Raw genomic sequence first — 20,840 nt, 5'->3', positions numbered from 1 at the left:
GCTGGGGGATCGCATGCAATCTCTTGAACAGCGCCGACGCGCCTGGGGAGACGTCGGGGCAGTAACCGACGGAGCACGGACACAGTTCCGTGACACTCCTGCCGAGGTCAAGGCGTACTCGACCGCGGGAATGGCCGGCTGGGCGGCACAACTGGGTTCTCCCGCTCCCGAGGCTCCGCGTTCCCGCAGAATGGCCAGGACCGGTGGGATAGCTGCGATCGCGGCGTTGGTCGTCTATTTGACGTGGCGGATCGCATTTACCATGCCTCTTGGGGGCGGGGATCTCGTCGTCGCGTGGACGCTGGTGACGTTTGAGGCCCTTCCGCTGATAGGCCTGGTCCTGAAGTCCATCACGCTGTGGAACATCGACTGTTATGCGCCGGAGCCGGTTGCCGAACCTCCCAATGGCATGAGGGTCGCAGTGCTGATCCCTACGTACAACGAACCTGTTGAAGTCCTTGCGCCCACCATCGCCGCGGCCTGCGCGCTTCAGCCGAGCCACGAGACATGGGTGCTGGATGACGGGGACCGCCCGTGGGTTGCCGAGATGTGTGCGGCTTTCGGCGCGAGGGTTGTCACCCGCGCGGAGCATGACCATGCCAAGGCGGGCAACATGAACCACGCACTGGAGCTGATGGCCGCGGAGGAAGCGGCCGGGAAGGATGCAATAGGCATCATTGCCGTGCTGGACTGCGACCACGTACCGCTGCCGACGTTCCTGACGGCCACCCTGGGGTGGTTCGCCGACGAGGAAGTCGCCCTCATCCAGGGGCCGCAAGCGTTCTACAACTCCGGAGCCTTCGACGACGACGGAATCTCCGGGGAGCAGGGGTTGTTCTTCAACGTCCTCATGCCGTCGCGCAACGTTCCTGGCGCAGGCCCGTTCTGGTGCGGATCGACCTCCCTGCTCCGGGTCAAAGCGCTTCGCGAAGTAGGTGGTGTTGCCACCGAGACCATCACCGAGGACATGCATACGACCCTCAAACTCATCCGGCTCGGGTGGAAGACCGTCTACCACCACCAGACCCTGGCAGTGGGCCTGGCCCCGGCGACAGCCGATCAATACCTGCTGCAGCGCCGGCGTTGGGGCATGGGCGCGATGCAGATCCTGACGTACGAGCGCCTCTGGGCCGCCAAGACCTGGATGACCTGGCGGAACTTCCACGAATACATCAACGGAACCTTATGGTGGCTGGAGGGCATTGCCACGTTGATTGCCTTCATCATCCCCATGGCGGTCATGGTTTCCGGCGCGCAGACCTCCACCGCCGGGCCCGTGGAGTTCACCCTTGCGTTCGCAGCCATGTTCTGGGTCCGTTTGTGGGGCGCCAAGAGACTCATGCGCCACCAGATCCACTGGCCGACGGCGTTCGCCCTGCGGATTTTCCGGGTTCCCGTCGGCATGGCTTGCCTGTGGTGGCTCGTTTCCCGGAAGTCCTTGGAGTTCCAAGTGACACCGAAAGGCGCTGCGGAACTCCGACTCCGCGGAAGGGCCCCGCGGATCCTCATTGTGCTGATCGTCATCGTGGCCGCGATAATTCTCTATGCGAGCGCCGGGGTCCTCGGCTGGGTGCCTTGGCGGACGAGCCCGGGCTCCACCATTGCCGCCGGCGTCTGGTTGGTACTGGCAGGGGTTGTCCTGGTGCTGGGGACACTCCGGATCCGAGCCTCTGAATTCGCCACCTCGCGCAGGAGCGCCCACCGGGTTCCCATCAAGGTGCCCGTCACGGTTGCCGGGACCCCTGGCCAACTGCTGGACATCTCCATGGGGGGCGCCGCAGTCCGGGTCGGGGCCGATGCGTTGCCGGAATCCGGCCGTGTCCTTTTGGAACTCCCGGGAGCCGCACAGATTCCCCTGGATGTCGTCCGGATCTGGTCAAGTTCGAAGGGAGAGCACACCGCTTCGCTCCGGGTTCGTGACCGGGACTCGGAAGCGTATCGCAGGCTCTCACTCTGGCTGTTCCATACCCCCGATGATGTTCTTCCCGGCTTTCCCCCCGGCGTCCCTGCCGTCGCAACCCGGGAGTCGGCATGAGCGGCCGCAGTCTGCCGAAGCCCAACCTGGCCTGGACAGTCATCGCCGCCGGTGCGGCGGTCGCTGTCCTGGCGATCGTCCTGGGAGCAAACCAGGGGACGTCCGCGGCGCAGTCCGCCGGGGATCTCGCCATCCTGGCGGCCGCGCTGCTCGCCACAGTCAGTTGTGCCCGGGCTGCACGGCGCAAAGACGAAAGCTCCCCCGCGTGGTGGGTCATGGCCCTGGCAACGATGGTCTGGACAACCGGCCAATCCATCTGGACCTTCTACGGGCTGACGCTCGACCATGACTATCCCTACCCCTCCATAGCCGACGCCGCATTCGTGGGCTATTCGATCCCGGCCGGGATCGCCCTCTACTTGTTCCCCCGGCCACGCGTTTCCCGGGTCGCTTTCGTGCGCGGACTCCTGGACGCGGCAGTGATCGCAGCCGCCGTGCTGTTCATGAGCTGGGCCACCGTGCTCGGATCCATGTACAAGGCCGAGGGGCAGGACCTCCTCGTCCATCTCACGGGCCTTGCCTATCCGATTGCCGATATCGTGATGGTCTCCATCGTCCTCATGCTCACCATGCGCAGGTCACCCGGGGAGCGCCTCAGATGGGTCTGCCTGGGCGGCGGACTCCTCATCCTGGCGTTCACCGACAGCACCTATGTGAAGCTGACGTCCGACGGCGTCACGGGGCTCACCGGAACTCCGCTGGCCACCGGCTGGATCGTTGCGTTCCTGCTGATCGCCCTCGCCCCGATGGTCCCCTACGCCCCGCGTCCGCGGACGGACGGGCGCCTCTACACCCTGGCGTTGGAACTCCTCCCCTACGTCCCCGTCTTCGGAGCCGTCATGGTGGCGCCCATACGGACCGGGCGGCCCAGCGACCCCTTCCTCCAGACCGTCGGACTCACCGTGTTGGCCCTCGCCGTGACGCGCCAGATCCTCATGATCCTGGAGAACATCAACCTGACACGGGATCTCGAATCCAAGGTTGCCGAACGCACTGCGGAGCTCGAAGGCCTCGGCGCGATCGTGAACTCCTCCGCGGACGCAATTGTGGGCAAGACCCTGGACGGTGTCATCACCAGCTGGAATCCCGGCGCCGAACGGATCTACGGCTACAGCGCCGCGGAGGCAATCGGCAGGGATGTTTCCTTCATCATTCCGGAAGATCTTCAGGACGAGGAAAGAGATCTCATGGCGGCCATCCGGGCCGGTGGAGAAACCCACAGCCACGAAACAACCCGGGTCCGCATCGACGGTTCCATCGTTCCGGTCTCGTTGACAATGTCCCCGATCCGCGGCACCGGCGGCATCCGCGGAGTCGCCACGATAGCCCAGGACATCACTGAACGCAGGATCGCCCAGGCCGAGTTGGTGACCGCCCGGGAAGCCGCCGAGGAGGCCAGCCGCTTGAAGTCGGAGTTCCTCGCGACTATGAGCCATGAGATCCGCACACCGATGAACGGTGTGATCGGGCTGACCGGCCTGTTGCTTGACACCCCTTTGGAGGAAACCCAGCGCCAATATGCCGAGGGCGTCAAGGGTGCGGGCGAAGCCTTGCTGACCCTGATCAACGACATTCTGGACTTCTCGAAACTCGAAGCCGGAAAAGTCGATCTGGACCCTGCGCCCTTCAATCCACGCACCCTCGTGGAAGAACTCGCAGTCCTCCTTGCCGAAGCAGCACAGGCCAAAGGCCTGGAGCTGATTGCGTACTGCCGGCCGGAGGTTCCGGCGATGCTGGTGGGCGATGCTGGCCGCATCAGGCAGATCCTGCTCAATTTGGCCTCAAACGCCGTGAAGTTCACTCCCTCGGGGGAAGTCGTCATCAGCGTGAAGGTAGTGGAACAAGAATCCGCGAACGTGCGGGTACGTTTCGAAGTCCGTGACACCGGAATCGGGATCGAGGAGGCAGACCATCTCAGGCTCTTCGAGTCGTTCTCGCAAGCCGACGCCTCAACCACCCGGCGCTACGGCGGAACCGGACTTGGGCTGGCGATCTCGCGGAGGCTTACCGAGGTGATGGGCGGCGAGATCGGGGTGGACAGCTCCTTGGGCAACGGCAGCACCTTCTGGGCCACCCTTCCCTTGGCAGTGAGCGGAGCTGCGGCAGCTCCGCCGTCGATCTCGCCCGACCAACTCACGGGACTCAGGGTCCTCGTGGTGGATGACAACTCGACCAACCGGCTGGTACTCCAAGCACAATTGGCGGGCTGGCGGATGAATCCGGAGGCTGTCGGCGACGCCCAAAAGGGCTTGGACCGTTGCCGCGAAGAGGCCGCCGCCGGACGTCCCTTCGACATTGCGGTGCTCGACATGTGCATGCCGGACATGAACGGGTTGGAGCTGGCCCACAAATTGAGCACCGACGTCGCACTGGACTCCACGCGTATCATCATGCTGACCTCCACCATGAATGTGGACAAAGCCGAACTCGTGGCCGCCGGGGTCCAGGAGTGGCTGACGAAGCCCGTGCGTAGCTCCGAGTTCTACGACCGCCTCATGCGTCTTGTGGCGGCCCGGCCGCTCCCGGCTCCCGCGGTTTCTCCAGCAATCCCCGTGACCATCAGCCAGCCTTCGCGCGGCCTGATTTTGGTCGTCGAGGACAACGAGGTCAACCAGCTCGTGGCCCGCAGCATGGTCGCGAAGCTCGGGTATGAGGCCGACGTCGTAGCCGACGGCAGCGAAGCCGTTGCCGCTACTGCTGCCACAGAGTATGCCGCGGTCCTGATGGACTGCCATATGCCCGTCATGGACGGATTCGAGGCCACCAAGGCCATCCGGGCACGGGACGATGGCCGCAGGAGGCTCCCCGTCATTGCCATGACCGCAGGCGCCCTGGATGAGGACCGTGAGCGCTGCCTTGCGGCAGGCATGGACGACTATTTGACCAAACCGGTGGACGCGGGCAATTTGGAGCGGGTTCTCTCGCGATGGATACCCGAAACATCGAAGGAAAGTGCCCTCGACCCCGCGAGGCTCGAAACGTTGCGTGACCTCGGCCCGGCAGACGGACTGGGGTTGCTGCCTGCCGCGGCCCAAGCCTTCAGGCAAGACATCCAACCGAGCCTGCAAGCGCTCCGCCAGGCTTTGGACACCGGAAGCGGAGATGCTTTCAGGCAAGTGGCCCACAAATTGAAAGGCGCCGCAGCCAACATCGGAGCAGCCCGCGCGGCCCGGATGTGCGAGGAATTGGAACGCAGCTCATCAAACGGCAAGCCGGTCGATCCCGCGCTCCTGGCCGGCCTTGAAACGGAACTTGCCCTCGTTGACAAAGCGTTGGACCATGCCCTGTCGGTGACCTCGTGAAGGTCCTGGTGGCGGACGACGACTTCGGTTCGCGTCTGGTGGCGAAAGCAGCAGTGGAGCAGTCCGGCCACGAATGCATCGTGGCCGCGGATGGCAGCTCCGCTTGGGAGCTGTACAGGCAACACCGGCCGCAAGTTGTGGTGACCGACCTGATGATGCCGGGGCTCAACGGGCTGGAGCTCTGCCGCGCCATCCGCAGCTCGGAAGAGGACTCCTACACATACCTTGTCCTTGTCACCTCGAAGGATTCACGCGAGGACGTCGTCGCGGGCATGCAGGCCGGTGCCGATGACTACGTGGCCAAGCCCCTTGACCCTTTCGCCTTGCATACCCGGCTGCTGGTGGCGCAAAGGGTGACTTCGCTGCATACGGATCTTGCCCGCTACCGTGCCGCCCTCGCGGAGCAAGCGCGCACCGATCCCCTGACGAAACTCCACAACCGGCTGAAGCTCTCGGAGGACCTGGAACAGTTGCACCAGAGATGCGCCCGATACGGGACGGATTACAGCCTGGCGATCTGCGACGTGGACAACTTCAAGCGATACAACGATCTTTATGGCCACCAGGCCGGTGATCTCGCCTTGCAGTCGGTTGCGGCCACCCTTGCCGGCCAAGGGCGCGAAAGCGACGGAATCTACCGCTTCGGCGGGGAGGAATTCCTCTTCCTGCTGCCCGGCCAGACGGTATCCGGCGCAGAGACAAGGCTGGCACGCGCGCTGGAGGCCGTGCGGGACCTGGGCATTGCACACTCGGGAAACCCCTCGGGCACCCTGACCTTGAGCGCTGGTCTCTCGGCCTTTGTGCCCGACCACCGAGTCAGCAGCGAACGGCTCCTCAAAGAGGCCGATATGGCGTTGTACGCCGCCAAGTCCGCCGGCCGGAACCGCGTGGAAGTCGCGCCGGAAGTCCGTCAACACACCCGGAGCTAAGAGCCCGGCACCGCGTCTACAGTTCCGGAACAGCTTCCTGGGCCACCGCCGTCGCCTCGGCGAACTGCGTGTTGTACAGCTCGGCGTAGCGACCGTCCGCGGCGAGGAGCTCTGCGTGTGTGCCGCGCTCAACGATCGATCCGTCTTCCACCACCAGGATGACGTCGGCGGCCCGGATGGTGGAGAGCCGGTGGGCAATCACGACGGCGGTGCGTCCCTCGAGTGCCTCGCCCAAGGCCGCCTGGACCGCGGCTTCGCTGGTGGAATCCAAGGCAGCCGTGGCTTCGTCCAGGATGACGACCCTCGGTTGGGCGATGAGGAGGCGTGCGATGGTCAGCCGCTGGCGTTCCCCGCCGGAAAGGCGGTAGCCGCGCTCCCCAACCACAGTCTCCAGTCCATCCGGCAAGGAGCGGACCATGGCTTCGAGCCGGGCGCGCCGGAGCACGTCCCACATTTCTTCGTCCGTCGCGCCGGGCCGGGCCAGTCGCAAGTTGGAGGCGATGCTTTCATGGAAGAGGTGGCCGTCCTGCGTGACCATGCCCAGGGTCGCCCGGAGGGAATCGAACGTTGCATCCCGGATATCCAAGCCGGTACCTCGCCCGTGCCCGCCCAAGCGCACGGCGCCGGAGTCGACGTCGTACAGGCGTGACAGCAACTGGGCCACAGTGGACTTGCCCGCGCCGGAGGACCCGACGAGCGCCACGGTTTGCCCGGGCTCCACGCGGAAGCTGATCCCGTGCAGGACCTCCTCGCCGCCGCGGGTATCAAGCGTCGCCACTTCCTCCAGCGACGCAAGGGAGACCTTGTCCGCGGACGGATAGGCGAAGCGGACGTCGTCGAACTCCACTGCAACGGGTCCCGAGGGCACCGCGACGGCGTCGGGCTTCTCCTGGATGAGCGGCTTGAGATCCAGGATCTCGAACACCCGCTCGAAGCTGACCAACGCGCTCATGACCTCAACATGGGCACTCGACAGCGCGGTGAGCGGCGCATAGAGACGGGTGAGCAGCAGCGCCAGCACGACGACGTCGCCCGCCGCCAGCTGCCCGCTCAGCGCAAGCCAACCGCCCAGTCCGTAAACGAGGGCGAGGGCCAGGGCGGAAACGAGCGTCAGCGCAGTGATGAACGTGAACTGCAGCATGGCGGTGCGGACACCGATGTCCCGCACACGGCCGGCGCGCAGGGCGAACTCGGCGGACTCTTCGTCCGGTCGGCCGAACAGTTTGACGAGCGTGGCGCCGGGTGCGGAGAACCGCTCCGTCATTTGGGTTCCCATGGCCGCGTTGTGGGACGCGGCTTCGCGACGGAGGTCGGCAAGCTTGGAGCCCATGCGGCGTGCGGGGATGAGGAAGATCGGCAGTAGCACCATCGCGAGGACGGTGACGAGCCAGGACGTGTTGAGCATGACAATGAGGGTCAGCGCCAAGGACACGACGTTGCTGACAACCCCGGAGAGCGTGCCCGCGAACGCCGACTGGGCTCCGATGACGTCGTTGTTGAGCCGGCTGACGAGGGCTCCGGTACGGGTCCGGGTGAAGAAGGCGATGGGCATGCGCTGGACATGGTCGAACACCCGGGTGCGCAGGTCAACGATCACGCCTTCGCCGATCACGGAAGACAGCCAACGGGTCAGCAGTCCCACTCCGGCGTCGGCGACGGCCACAGCCGCGATGAGCGCAGCCAGCCCTACCACGACGTCCACGCCTGCATGGGCGATGATCGCGTTCACCACCCTGCCGGCCAGCACCGGGGTGGCCACGGCAAGGAATGCACCGGCAATGGAGGCCAGCACGAAGGCGATCAGCTTGTTGCGGTGCGGTTTCGCGAACGCAAGCACGCGCTTGATGGTTTCCCGGGAGAACGGCTGGGAGCCGCTCTTGGCCCGGGTGATGTTGTAGAGCGAGCGCCAGGCGACGCCATCCATGCTCATGGCTTGTGATTCCCCATTCCGGAAGTGTGGTGCAGTTCGGTCACGGTGCCGTTGTCAAGATGCCAGCGGGAATCGAGCCGGACGTTTTCGAGCAAGCGGCGGTCGTGCGTGACCAGCAGGAGCGCGCCTTCGTAGCCGTCGAGGGCTTCCTCGAGCTGCTCGATCGCCGGCAAGTCGAGGTGGTTGGTGGGCTCGTCCAGGACCAGCAGGTTGACCCCGCGGGCCTGCAACAGCGCGAGCGCCGCGCGGGTGCGTTCGCCCGGGGACAAGGAATCCACGGTCCGGGAGGTGTGGTCCGCTTTGAGGCCGAACTTGGCCAGCAGGGTGCGGACATCCGCGGAGTTCCACTCGACCAGGACGGATTCGACGGCGTCTGCCAGGGCGAGGTGCCCGGCCAGCAGTCCCCGGGCTTGGTCGATCTCACCGATCGCCACGGATGCACCCATGGAGGCGTCTCCGGCGTCGGGCTCTTGAATCCCGAGCAGCAGCCGCAGGAGCGTAGACTTTCCCGCGCCGTTGGGTCCCGTGATGCCAATGCGTTCGCCGGCATTGAGCTGGAGGTTGACGGGCCCCAGCGTGAAGTCGCCCTGGTGTGCCACGACGTCGCGCAAAGTTGCGACGACGGAGCTCGAGCGCGGAGCCTGGCCGATGCTGAACTGCAGCTGCCATTCCTTGCGTGGCTCTTCCACCTCGTCAAGCCGGGCGATGCGGGACTCCATCTGCCGGACTTTCTGGGCCTGCTTTTCCGAGGATTCGACGCTCGCCGCCCTGCGGATTTTGTCGTTGTCCGGGCTCTTCTTCATGGCGTTGCGGACGCCCTGCGAACTCCATTCGCGCTGCGTCCGGGCCCGGGACACGAGATCCGCCTTGGTGTTGGCGAATTCCTCGTAGCGTTCGCGGGCGTGCTGCTTTGCTACCGCCCGCTCTTCGAGGAAGGAATCGTAACCGCCGTCGTAGACCGCCACGCTGTTCTGGGCCAGGTCCAGTTCCAGCACCTTGGTGATGCAGCGTGCCAGGAACTCGCGGTCATGCGAGACCAAGACGGCGCCGCCGCGAAGGCCTTGGACGAATGATTCAAGCCGGGCGAGCCCGTCAAGGTCCAGGTCATTGGTGGGTTCGTCGAGGAGCACGACGTCGAAGCGGCTCAGCAAGAGCGCCGCCAAGGCAACGCGGGCGGCCTGACCGCCGGACAGGCCCGTCATGAGGGCATCGGGACCCGATTCCAGGCCAAGTTCCGCCAGCACCGCCGGGATCCGGTCCTCGAGGTCCGCGGCACCCGATGCCATCCAGCGGTCAAAAGCCAAGGAGTACGCGTCGTCGGCCTCCGCGGTCCCGGCTGCGAGCCCTTCGGCGCCGGCCTCCATCTCGGCTGTGGCCTGGGCGCAGCCAGTACGGCGGGCAATGTAGGCGGCAACGGTTTCGCCGGGGGTGCGTTCGTGTTCCTGGGGCAGCCAGCCGACAAAAGCGTCGCTGGGAGCGAGGCTCACCGAACCTTCTTGGGGGCGGTCAGCTCCCGCAAGGATGCGCAGCAGGGTGGATTTCCCGGCACCGTTGGCACCAACGACGCCCACAACATCTCCGGGCGCGACAGTAAGGGAGAGCTTCGAGAACAAGGTGCGGTGACCGTGGCCGCCGGAGAGCTCTTTGGCGACAAGCGTTGCAGTCATTGGTCTATCCTCTCACTGCTCCGCTCCTGAGCGGAAAGGCCGGCCACGCGAAAGGGCGGCCGTGCGAATACCCTGCCGCGAAAAGACCGGGGCATGGAAGAACCCGCTGGTCCGTACTTGGGGGGTGTGCGGACCAGCGGGTTCGAGAATCAAGCATAATTCAATGTGCCAGCATCGTAAAATCGACCTCTCAGACCTGCCAGTCCTGCCAGTCCTGGCGGAAACCGTCCGCCAGAAACCGTCTTCCAGTCACCGTCCATCAGAAAGTGGTTCATGTCCCTCCCTTCCAAGGCGTTCCAACGCTGGCTGCACGGGATCGCCCCGAACACCAGCACGGCCGATGTCTGCCGTTTTTCGGGAGTGAAACGCACCACGCTGGCCCAGCAATTGGTCCGCGGCAAGGTGGCCGAGAGTTCGCTCGTGAGCATCAGCCGGGCCTTCGACATGAATCCTTTCGATGCCTTGGCACAATTCGAGGCCTACGCGGCGCTTCGCGGGACTCCGGTTCCGCCCACTGACGCGGAACTCGTCAGCCAGGTCTCCACCATGGATCTGCTGCGTGCAGTTGTCGAGCGCGAGGAGCCCAGGGAGGGCGTCGCGCCCTTGGTCCTGGCGGAGACCCCGCACGCGAGTTCAGTCAGGAACTGGGTGGACGCGATCGACGACGGCGAGCTGCGCCACCGGGTGAGCGACGCCACCGGGATCGCACCGCAGAACTTCTCCGCGCACCTGACCGCCAACCGGCTTCCCCCGGAACTGGCCTTGGCAACGTCCCGGGCGGGCGGCGTCGGACCGGCCGGAGGCCTCGTAGCCAGCGGCCTCGTCACTGAGGCCGAAGCAGGATGGCGCCCCGGAGCCCGGCGGGACGCCCTGGACAGGATGACGGAAGGCGAACTAGCCCTGCTCGCCGGAGAACGGCTGCAAGCCCTGGGCAAGGCCCTGCGCCGCCATGAGCACGAGCTCGACCACACCAACAGAATCTGGGAGAACCTGGGATGACCACCGTGTTGGCGTGGGCCACGCTCTCCATTTGCCTCATTTTGACGGCCATTCGCATTCCCAGCGCCGTACGGGGCGAGAACCGGATGATGTTCGTCCTGTTCGCACTGATTTCCCTCGACATCCTTCTCAGCATCGAGGAACCCTACTTGCTGATTGACGGGTGGCTCGGCAACTTCAACCTCGGCAACCTGCTGCTCCGGTTCATGCTCTACGGAACGTTCCTGCTCATGGGCATCAAGGTGGCCAGGGCCTTTGGCTCAGCTAGCGGGGAACGTGCCATCCGGGGGCCGGTTGGCCTGGCCGTTTTGGGAGCAACCGGGGTCCTCACGGCCTTCTTTTTCTTCTCGATGGACACCCGGGACTCCACTGTCGGCCTGAATGACCTGGACCAGGGGCCGGCCCTTGATCTCTATGCGGCCTTGGGCAGGTTCTACCCGGGCTATGTTGCCGTATGCCTCATCCCGGGCATCTGGCGGTCCGTTCGAGGTTCCGGTCCCGTTCTGCTCCGGGCCGCCTCTGCGACACTGCTCCTGGGCCTTGCTTTGCTGACGGTTTCGCAGGTCTTTCCGCTCATCCCGCTATCGAATACGTGGCTGCGTCCGCTTATCAATTACTCTGCCGCTCTGGCCACTGCGCTTGGCTTGGGAGGCATCTGGCTGTCAAAAACCGTTGCCAGGCGGACTAGCCGCACGGTAATTTAAAAACATACCGCGTAACCTCTTTCATAAATCCATTATATCGTGCCATAATTATGAATGTGTGAAGGCGACGCAGCCTGACCTTTGAATCAATGAACGGGTTTCCAAGGTTCGTGGCGCGTGCGGAAGCACTTTTGGGGGGATGAGTGGTGGCGGGCTGTTGGGGACCGCCCCCACTCAGCCTTTTAAGCGTCCTTTCGGGCACCGCCCGCAGCACCCCAGTCCGGTCCCGTGACTAAGATGGCTTTCATGAAGAGCCTGCCCACTCGCCGCACAGCACTGTCCGCAACCCTTGCCGCCGTCGCGCTGGCACTGTCCGCTTGCGGCGGCGGCTCATCGCCGTCGTCGACGTCGGGTGGAGACACCTCGCTGTCCGCCATCAAGTCCAAAGGCGAGATCGTTATTGCCACGGAAGGCACCTACCGGCCCTTCAGCTTCCATGAGAACGGGGCAGGTCCACTGACGGGCTTCGACGTCGAAATCGCCCAGGCCGTGGCCGCCAAGCTCGGAGTAAAGGCGACATTCCAGGAAACCCAGTTCGATGGCATCTTCGCGGGCCTCGATTCCAAGCGCTTCGACACGATCGCCAACCAGATCTCCATCAACCCTGAGCGCACAGCCAAGTATGACTTCTCGGCGCCGTACACTATCTCCAATGGCGTCGTCGTGACCAAGTCCGACAACAACTCCATCAACAGCTTCGCCGATCTCAAAGGCAGGACCACCGCCCAGTCACTGACCAGCAACTTCTACAAGATGGCAGTTGACGCAGGCGCCAACGTCCAGTCCGTCGAAGGCTGGGCGCAAGCCGCCACCCTGGTCCGCCAAGGCCGCGTCGACGCAACCGTCAACGACAAGCTGACCTACCTCGACTACGCCAAGAGCACCCCGGACTCCGGTTTGAAGATCGCCGCGGAGACCACCGACAAGACCCAAAGCGCCATGGTCTTCCGCAAGGGATCAACCGAACTCAAGGCCGCAGTGGACAAAGCCCTGGCGGACCTTCGAGCCGACGGAACCCTGGCCAAGATCTCCCAGAAGTACTTCGGCGCAGACGTTACCAAGTAGCCGGCGGCCAAACAGATGACCTTCAACTGGGACCTCGTCTGGAGTTCCTTCGGGCCAATCATCGGCGGCGCCGTCACGGGCACCATCCCCCTGACCTTGGCCTCGTTCGCTTTTGGCCTGGCATTGGCGCTCCTCGTCGCGCTCTTGCGCTTGAGCCCCAACAGCTTGCTCTCCGGCATCGCACGCTTCTACGTCTCGGTGATCCGCGGGACCCCCCTGCTGGTGCAGTTGTTCGTGATCTTCTATGGCCTCCCAAGCATCGGCGTGAAGCTGGAGCCGTGGCCCAGCGCCATCATCGCGTTTTCGCTCAATGTGGGTGGCTACGCGGCCGAGGTCATCCGCGCGGCGATCCTGTCCGTGCCCAAGGGCCAATGGGAGGCCGGGCACACTATCGGAATGTCGCGGCCGCAAACGCTCGTGCGGATCATCCTCCCGCAAGCGGCAAGGGTCTCGGTGCCTCCACTGTCCAACACCTTCATTTCCCTCGTGAAGGACACCTCGCTGGCTTCGCTCATCCTCGTCACCGAGCTTTTCCGCAACGCCCAGCAGATCGCCGCGTTCAGCCAGGAATTCATGATCCTGTACCTCGAGTCCGCCTTGGTTTACTGGGTCATTTGCCTCGTCCTCTCCACGGGCCAGTCCGCCCTGGAGCGCAGATTGGACCGTTATGTCGCCCACTGAGCCCAGCAACGCCGCCCAAGGGAACTCCGGGCTGGTGCTGTCCGCCCGGGACCTCGCCAAAGCTTTCGGCAGCAACAAGGTGCTGCGCGGAATCGACATCGATGTCCGCCGCGGGCAGGTGGTCGCCTTGATCGGGCCGTCCGGTTCGGGCAAGACGACGGTCCTGCGCTCGCTCAACGGCCTCGAAGTGCCCGACGCCGGCACGGTCACCTTCGGGGACGCCGACGCCGGTACGGTCCGGGGGTCCGGCGCGGGACTGACCCTCGATTTCGCCGGCACCGTCGGGAAGCGGGAGATCGCCGCCCTCCGGGACCGTAGCGCCATGGTGTTCCAGCACTACAACCTGTTCCCGCACATGACGGTGCTCAAGAACATCATCGAGGGACCGCTCCAGGTCCAGAAGCGTCCCCGGGCGGAAGTCGTGGCAGAGGCCGAGCGGCTCCTGGCCCGGGTAGGCCTCGCAGACAGGCGGGACGCCTACCCCTTCGAGTTGTCAGGCGGTCAGCAACAACGCGTGGGAATCGTGCGCGCATTGGCCCTGAAGCCACAACTTCTGCTCTTCGACGAGCCCACCTCAGCCCTGGACCCGGAGCTCGTGGGTGAAGTGCTCGGTGTCATCAAGGAACTCGCCGACGAGGGGTGGACCATGGTGATCGTGACTCATGAGCTCGCCTTCGCCCGCCAGGTTGCCGATGAAGTCATCTTCATGGACGGCGGCGTGGTGGTGGAACGCGGTCCCGCCGCGGAGGTCTTGCGGGAGCCGCGGGAGGAACGTACCAAGCAATTCGTCAAGCGCCTCCAGCACGACGTCTGACCCTCCCTCCCAACTAGTCCCCACCGCCACCCTCGCCTCGCAAGCTCGGCCAGGGAACCCTGGCGGCGTGGGCCCACGCATTTGTTGTCGTTTTGGGCCTCCTAACGACAACAACTGCGAGCCAGTTGGGTGGGGCCGCCCGCTCATTGGTGCAGATGGTAGACGGTGCTGCTACCGGCCCTTGTGGCCGGGAACGTTGCTTCGACCCACTGGGTGATGGCCGACGACGTGCCGTTCCCGCCTGCCCGTCCCAGGCCACCCGGACCCCCAAACGGACTGCCCGGGACGAAATAGGAAATTTGTCCCGTGGCAACCATTTGCTTGAACTGGTCCAGGGTCGGAAACGGATCAGAGCCACTGAATCCGCCAATGGCCATCACCGAAGTATTGGAACCAAGCTCAAGGGCGGCTGCACTGTTCGCCCCGACCGTGGCGGCAGACCACTTCGTCTTCGTCGTCTGCAGAAGGGTATTCACGGCGGAATTTCCGAGGGGCTCGGTGAATCCCCCTGCCGCGGCAGGGGCGTTGGCGGGACCTGAACCACGGAAGCGGCCGAATGCCCCGCCGCGCGAGGCTGCACCGGCCGGGCTGGTGATGCCGGCCAGCCCCATCGCCTGGTTGTTCGTCCGTGAGTCCGGTCCGGCGGATGGCGATCCTCCCGTGTGGCCCGTCGCCGCAGTAGCTACGGTCCACGCACCCGTTCCAAGGCCAGCTGACAGGAGCGCCAGAATCGCCACTGCCACACCGGCCCTCCCAAGTCGGACCGGACCAGCCGCGATCAGGACCGCGCTCAAGGCGCCCGCAGCGAAAACCGTCCAACGGAGCCACGGGAGCCACCCCAGGTCGCTGGACAGCAGAACGAAAGACCAGATCGACGTAAGCAGGACCGCCGACGCGAGCACGGCCCGGGACGCAGGCTGGGACCGGTGTTTCCAGAGTTGGACCCCAACGATGCCGATCACAGCGGCTACGGCAGGGGCAAGCTCAACCGTGTAGTAGGCATGGATGGTGCCACTCATGAACGAAAAGACGGCGGCGGTGATGACCAGCCACGTGCCCCACAAGACCAAGGAAGCACGGATTGCATCGGTTCTCGCCGCCCGGCGCGTGAACCATAATCCTGCCGCAAGGAGGAGCAACGCGGTGGGCAGTAACCACGCCACTTCCGCGCTGAACTCGCCGCCGAACAGGCGGAGGATGCCGGGAGGGCCACCAAAGGAAAATCCGCCTCCGCCGGGTACGGCGCCTCCGGGCTCCGCGCCGATGCCACCGGGATAACGGGCGAAGTCCGGTGCCCCACCCCCGGGGATCCCGTTGCCCCGTCCCACGATTCGGCTGAGCCCGTTATAGCCGAACACGAGTTCCCACAGGGAATTTCCCTGCGACCCCGCCATGTAGGGCCGCACGGATACCGGCGTGAGCTGGAAAACAAGTGCGTACGCGCCAGTGACCAGCGTGATGCCTCCTGCGGCGCCCAGCAAGTGCAGAAGCCTCTTCTTGAGGGGAACCGGGGCGGCCAATAGGTAGGCAAGTCCGAGCGCCGGGATGGTCATGAACCCTTCGAGCATTTTGCTCAGAAAGGCCAGGCCAATGAATGTGCCGGCCCAGAAAAGCAAGGCAGGGCTGGCCTTCTGGGTGGCAGTCACGGTCATCCAGGCGGCCACCATAAGGCAGAAGACCATCATGGCGTCAGGGTTGTTGAAACGGAACATGAGTGCGGCTACCGGCGTCGCGGCAAGCGCGGCTCCTGCAACAAGGCCTGCGGCCGGTCCCGCCGCCCGCTTAACGGCCAAGTAGAGCATCCCGACGGAAGCGATTCCCATGGCGGCTTCGGGCAGCAGCATGGTAAAGGAACTGAATCCGAAGACGCGTCCCAGCAGGGCGGGTATCCAGAACGCTGCGGGCGGCTTATCGACCGTGATGGCGTTCGATGGGTCCAGGGATGCGAAAAGCAACGCTGTCCAGTTCTTTGTCCCCGACTGGATGGCCGCCGCGTAGAAGGAATTGGCGTAGCCGGAGTTCGTCAGATTCCACAAGTAGACAAGCGCAGCTACCAGGAGGAGTGCCGCAGCCGAGGGCCGGACCCATCGCGCTTGCTTCTCGCCGAATGCCAGGCGCGCCCACCGTTTGCCAAAAGCGGCCTCTCGGGAAGTGGCTGCGTTCCGGTCCCGGTCCGTAGGGCTGACAGTGATGGATTTGGAGCTCATTGTGTCTTTCACTTGATCATGGAGCGTTTGTGGGCCCCGCGGCACGACTAGGGCAATCGCGGTTGTTTGAAGACCCAGACCCTGAACAGGATGAACTTCAGCAGGGTTCCCAGGAGGTTGGCACCGACGACGCCCGCTATTTCGACCCCTCTGGAGGGTTCACCTCCGGAGGCCAGCCAGAAGAGTACCCCCGAGGTCAACGCCAGGCCGAGGGCGAAGACCACGAGGCCCTGGAACTGATGCCGCACGGCGCCCGTGGTTCCGGAGACCCCGAAGGTCAACCGCCGGTTTGCCGCCGTGTTGGCAACCGCGGTGACAAGCATTGCCACGAAATTGGCGGTCTGGGCATCGGCGATCGTGCGCATGAAGACAAACAGGGCGAGATAGGCCAATGTCGAGACGACACCGACGACGCCAAATCGGAGCATTTGCCCGAGGAGTGCGCCGTTGCTTTTGTCCGGAGCCTTGCGGCCGAGGGCGCTGCGCAGCTCGGCGACAGGGATGCGCCCGGTCATCATGTCCCGCCCGATCCGCGCGATCCCTTTCAAGTCATCGATGGAAGTGCGCAGTATGTCAACCGACGAGTCCGGGTCGTCAACCCAGTCCACCGGCACCTCGGCCACCCTCAGGCCGGCGCGGTCGGCGATGACGAGCAGCTCGGTGTCGAAAAACCAGGCGTCGTCGACGGTGCACGGCAGGAGTGCACGCGCAATGTCGGAACGGATGGCTTTGAAGCCGCACTGGGCGTCTGAGAAGCGGGCGCCTAGTGAGCCGCGGAGGATGAGGTTGTAACTCCGGGAGATGAACTCCCGCTTGGCCCCTCTAATCACACGTGAGTTGCGGTTCAGGCGTGTTCCGACCGCCAAATCCGAATGCCCTGACACGAGCGGGGCAATGAGCGGTCCGAGGGCAGCCAGATCCGTGGACAAATCGACGTCCATGTATGCCACCACTGCCGCCTCGGACGCGAGCCACACGGTGCGAAGCGCTCGCCCGCGCCCCTTCCGGTCGAGGTGCTCGACGCGCACTTCACTGAGTTCGCTGCTGAGCTTACGTGCAATCTCGAGGGTCGAATCTGTGCTGGCGTTGTCCGCGATCGTAATGGTAAACGGGTGCGGGAAACTGCCTTTGAGGTAGGAATGCAGGCGACGGACCGCCGGTTCGAGGGCCTCTTCTTCGTTGTACACCGGTATCGCGACGTCAAGAATCACGCTGCCGTCGGACGTGCTGATCGGCGCCCGTTCGGGCCGGATGGCAGGGATGTGGCCGGCGCCGGACTCGGCCGCTTGCCTTGGTCCCCCAGGCTGCTGCCGCCCCGGTTGTCCGGCAGGCAGCGGCCCGGAGTGGGTCGTCATCGCATTGGACATAGTCCCAAGGTATGCAACGAAGGTGAGGGCTTCCCTGACGGAGCCTGTGCGTCCGCCGTAAACAGGATCGGACGCCACCCGGCTCCGCCGCCACCACTAACTGAAACGCAAGGTCACCAACTGGAACGGGCGCAGGGTCAGCTCGGCGGCGCCCGCTCCGGGCGTCACTCCGGGAGCATCGAGGGGGCGCTCCAGGAGGTCCACGGATTGCACCGTCCGGGAATCGAAGTTGGCCGTGATGAGACCGGTGGAGCGCTCTCCCAGCGATTCGTAGAGCCGCACAATGACGTCTCCGGAGCCGTCTTCGGCAAGCTTGACGGCCTCGATGACCAGCGCTTGGTTGAACACTGTGAATAGCGGCTCCACGGGGTTCGCCCCCGCCAGCAGCCTCGGTTTGAGGTTGGTCCGGTAGCCTTCCTCCACTGCGTCGCCGATGCTGGCGCCGGGCCGGACGCTCAGATCCAGGACATGCATACCGAGGTCGGCCCGGGGGTCCGGGAACTTGGGCGCCCGCAACAGTGACACACGGACGTTGGTGGTGGTTCCGCCGTCGTCGCGGATGGTCCGGGTGACGTCATGCCCGTAGCTTGACGCATTGGAAATGGCGACGCCGTAACCCGGCTCTGCCACATGGATCCATCGGTGGGCGCAGAATTCGAACTTGGCGGCTTCCCAGGAGGTGTTGGTGTGCGTAGCCCGGAATACGTGCCCGAATTGGGTCTCCGAGGCGGAACGGTCCGCACGGACATCCAGCGGGAAACCGATCTTCAGCAGCTTCTCGTGTTCCTGCCAGTCCACCGTGGTGGAAATCCCGAGGGATTCCGCGCCCGCCTCGAGGGAAATGCGCTGCGTGATGGTGGAGGAGCCGATGGTCCGCTCCACCACGACGACGGCGTCCCAGCCCGCGCTTTCCAGCGTCACCGATCGCGCCTCGACTACCGAGACGACATTCCGGCGGTAGAACTCGTCGATGTCCCAGGCATCCCATTCGTTGGGCGTGTCCCGGTGGAGCTCAAGATGGTTGCCGAACTGACCAGGCGCAATGGCTTCGCGGCCTGTTGCGTAATCCGAGAGGGAGGTCAGCAATCCGTTGGCGTCCAGCACCGCGCGGATGATGCCGTTGTCCAAAACATAGCCGCCGGCGCGTTCTGTGACGTTGACTGGGCTATCCGAGTGGACCGCCTCCGCTGCGGCGAGCGCCGGAACACCGTTGCGCTCATGCGGGGCCGCATTGAGCAGGAACATGGTGTCTCCCTCGCCCAGAAGGGCAGACGCGGCACCGGCAATGATGCCTTCCAGCTCCCTGGCGATCGCGGCATAGTTCCGCTCCGCATCCTGGTGGACCCACGCAATGGCGCTGCCCGGCAGGATGTCGTGGAACTGCTGCAACAGTACGAGCCGCCACAAGCGCTTAAGGTCCGCCGCGGGATAGGTGAACGAACCGGCAGTCCGCACTGCCGCCGTCGAGCACCAAAGTTCGGCCTCGCGGAGCAGGTGCTCCGAGCGGCGGTTGCCTTGCTTGGTATTTGCCTGGCTCGTGTAGGTGCCCCTGTGCAGCTCGAGGTACATCTCGCCCACCCAGACCGGGAGGTTGTGGTACTCGGCCTCGGCCTGCGTGAAGAACTCCTTAGCGGTTCCCATGCGTACTTTCGGTGAACCTTCCAGGTCCGCCGTTCGGTGGGCTGCGGCAACCATTTCGCGCGTGGGTCCGCCACCGCCGTCGCCGTATCCGAAGGGGACCAGCGAAATGGTGCCCCGGCCGTGCTCCCGGTAGTTGCGCTGGGCGTGGGCGAGCTCGCGGCCGTGGAGCTCGGAGTTGTAGGTGTCCACGGGCGGGAAATGGGTGAAAAGCCGCGTGCCGTCGATACCCTCCCAATTGAAGGTGTGGTGCGGCATCTTGTTGACCTGGTTCCAGGAGATCTTCTGGGTCAGGAACCACCGGGAACCAGCGGACTTGACGATCTGCGGGAGGGCCCCGGAATATCCGAAGGAGTCAGGCAGCCAGGCCTCCTGGCAGTCGATGCCGAACTCCTGCAGGAAGAAGCTCTTGCCCTCGACGAATTGGCGGGCCATTGCCTCGCCGCCGGGCATATTGGTGTCCGATTCAACCCACATGCCGCCAACCGGCACGAATTGCCCGGCCTTCACCTTCTCCCGGATCCGGATGAACAGCTCAGGATAGAACTCCTTCATCCATGCCAATTGCTGCGCCGAGGAGCAGGAGAAGACGAAATCGGGGTTCTCATCCATGAGGGCGACAACGTTGGAGAAGGTGCGGGCGCATTTGCGGATGGTCTCACGGACCGGCCATAGCCAGGCCGAGTCAATATGGGCGTGGCCAGTGGCCAGAAGTTCGTGGGCCGAGGCGTAAGCGGGCCGGCTCAAGACCTCGGCTAGGGCATCCCTGCCGGCGGCTGCGGTACCCGCAATATCGTCCGGGTCCATGACGTCCAGCATGCGCTCAAAGGCGCGGAGAATCTCGTGCCGCCGCGGCAGTTCGAAGGGCAGCTCGTGCATCAACCCGCTGAGGGTCCAGATGTCTTGGTGGAGCTCCCAGACCACCTCGTTGAGTTCGGCTATGGCGATGCGTCCGAGCCGGTAGCGGGGCTTGTCTCCGGAGGTGGACTTGTCCCCCAGGGGGGTTGCCGCGAAGCTCCACTCCTGGCTGAGATCCGGATTAGCTGCGGCTTCGACGTAGAAGTCGACTGACAGGCCGCCACCCAAAAGCTTCAGCGGGACGTGCTGATTGCGGGGAGAAATGGCCTTGATGATGGTGCCGTCGGGCCGCCAGGCGATGCCCTCGCACTGGAAGCCGGGGGAATCGTTGCTGAACCCGAGATCGACGACGATCTCCACCGTGGTGCCATCGGCAACTCCCCAGCCCTCCGGAACCTCGCCCCGAAGCCGCAGCCACTTGGTGCTCCAGGCCTTGCCCCACGCAGCACCGTGTTCCTGGGGTTCGAAGACCTGGCGGAGTGCTTCCGAGGCTGGAACCGGCTCGCCCGGGGCATCCCAGCTGCTCAGTTCAAGGGGCAGCGCGCGGCCATAGATGGCGGGGGCTATCCGCTCCCGGACAAAACGTTCGAGCCGCTTCTCAGTGATCCGGCGGTCGTCGTGCAATTGAAGTCCCCTTTGGCGGT

At 64.7% G+C, this 20,840-nt stretch carries 13 protein-coding genes; 8 read left to right on the top strand and 5 right to left on the bottom strand.

Features of this window, described 5'->3' with window-relative positions:
• Nucleotides 1-13: 13 nt before the first annotated feature.
• Genes QRN52_RS09130 through QRN52_RS09120 form a run of 3 tightly spaced genes read left to right on the top strand, consistent with a single transcriptional unit; the run spans nucleotide 14 to nucleotide 6,266 of the window.
• Nucleotides 14-2,035, top strand: coding sequence for a glycosyltransferase family 2 protein (locus QRN52_RS09130; protein ID WP_284752415.1), 2,022 nt, complete (start codon nucleotides 14-16; stop codon nucleotides 2,033-2,035).
• Nucleotides 2,032-5,337 (top strand): PAS domain-containing hybrid sensor histidine kinase/response regulator, encoded by a 3,306-nt coding sequence (locus QRN52_RS09125; RefSeq protein WP_284752414.1) that lies wholly within the window; start codon nucleotides 2,032-2,034, stop codon nucleotides 5,335-5,337. The genes QRN52_RS09130 and QRN52_RS09125 overlap by 4 nt, the downstream gene beginning before the upstream one ends.
• Nucleotides 5,334-6,266: a GGDEF domain-containing response regulator gene (locus QRN52_RS09120; RefSeq protein WP_284752413.1), complete on the top strand. Its 933-nt coding sequence runs from the start codon at nucleotides 5,334-5,336 to the stop codon at nucleotides 6,264-6,266. The genes QRN52_RS09125 and QRN52_RS09120 overlap by 4 nt, the downstream gene beginning before the upstream one ends.
• Before the next feature lie 16 nt (nucleotides 6,267-6,282).
• On the opposite strand, the gene QRN52_RS09115 is transcribed toward QRN52_RS09120, so the two are convergent.
• Complete coding sequence (locus QRN52_RS09115) at nucleotides 6,283-8,196, bottom strand: ABC transporter ATP-binding protein (RefSeq protein WP_284752412.1); 1,914 nt, start codon at nucleotides 8,194-8,196, stop codon at nucleotides 6,283-6,285.
• Nucleotides 8,193-9,863 carry an ABC-F family ATP-binding cassette domain-containing protein gene (locus tag QRN52_RS09110; protein WP_284752411.1) on the bottom strand — a complete coding sequence of 557 codons (1,671 nt, stop codon included), beginning with the start codon at nucleotides 9,861-9,863 and terminating at the stop codon, nucleotides 8,193-8,195. Before QRN52_RS09110 ends, QRN52_RS09115 begins: the two co-directional genes overlap by 4 nt.
• Nucleotides 9,864-10,136: 273 nt before the next feature.
• Between QRN52_RS09110 and QRN52_RS09105 the strand changes: the two genes are divergently transcribed.
• From QRN52_RS09105 to QRN52_RS09085, 5 genes are all read left to right on the top strand, one after another.
• On the top strand, nucleotides 10,137-10,862 hold the full coding sequence (locus QRN52_RS09105) for a hypothetical protein (RefSeq protein WP_284752410.1): 726 nt from the start codon (nucleotides 10,137-10,139) through the stop codon (nucleotides 10,860-10,862).
• On the top strand, nucleotides 10,859-11,566 hold the full coding sequence (locus QRN52_RS09100; RefSeq protein ID WP_284752409.1) for a hypothetical protein: 708 nt from the start codon (nucleotides 10,859-10,861) through the stop codon (nucleotides 11,564-11,566). Before QRN52_RS09105 ends, QRN52_RS09100 begins: the two co-directional genes overlap by 4 nt.
• Nucleotides 11,567-11,812: 246 nt before the next feature.
• Nucleotides 11,813-12,631, top strand: coding sequence for an amino acid ABC transporter substrate-binding protein (locus QRN52_RS09095; RefSeq protein ID WP_284752408.1), 819 nt, complete (start codon nucleotides 11,813-11,815; stop codon nucleotides 12,629-12,631).
• A gap of 15 nt (nucleotides 12,632-12,646) precedes the next feature.
• Nucleotides 12,647-13,312 carry an amino acid ABC transporter permease gene (locus tag QRN52_RS09090; RefSeq protein ID WP_284752407.1) on the top strand — a complete coding sequence of 222 codons (666 nt, stop codon included), beginning with the start codon at nucleotides 12,647-12,649 and terminating at the stop codon, nucleotides 13,310-13,312.
• A complete protein-coding gene (locus QRN52_RS09085) occupies nucleotides 13,299-14,126 on the top strand; it encodes an amino acid ABC transporter ATP-binding protein (RefSeq protein ID WP_284752406.1) in 828 nt (275 codons plus the stop codon). Before QRN52_RS09090 ends, QRN52_RS09085 begins: the two co-directional genes overlap by 14 nt.
• Nucleotides 14,127-14,269: 143 nt before the next feature.
• Here the strand turns inward: QRN52_RS09085 and QRN52_RS09080 are convergent, their stop codons facing one another.
• The 3 genes from QRN52_RS09080 to QRN52_RS09070 all read right to left on the bottom strand — a co-directional run bounded on the left by QRN52_RS09080 (nucleotide 14,270) and on the right by QRN52_RS09070 (nucleotide 20,820).
• A complete protein-coding gene (locus QRN52_RS09080; protein ID WP_284752405.1) occupies nucleotides 14,270-16,333 on the bottom strand; it encodes a glycosyltransferase family 39 protein in 2,064 nt (687 codons plus the stop codon).
• 47 nt (nucleotides 16,334-16,380) lie between these two features.
• Nucleotides 16,381-17,700: a bifunctional glycosyltransferase family 2/GtrA family protein gene (locus QRN52_RS09075; protein ID WP_284752404.1), complete on the bottom strand. Its 1,320-nt coding sequence runs from the start codon at nucleotides 17,698-17,700 to the stop codon at nucleotides 16,381-16,383.
• A gap of 96 nt (nucleotides 17,701-17,796) precedes the next feature.
• Nucleotides 17,797-20,820, bottom strand: a complete 3,024-nt coding sequence (locus QRN52_RS09070) for an alpha-mannosidase (protein WP_284752403.1) — start codon at nucleotides 20,818-20,820, stop codon at nucleotides 17,797-17,799.
• Nucleotides 20,821-20,840 lie beyond the last annotated feature (20 nt).

It is taken from the genome of Arthrobacter sp. efr-133-R2A-120, from assembly GCF_030209835.1.
Lineage (GTDB): Bacteria > Actinomycetota > Actinomycetes > Actinomycetales > Micrococcaceae > Arthrobacter.
This window is presented reverse-complemented; position numbering and strand designations above follow the sequence as displayed.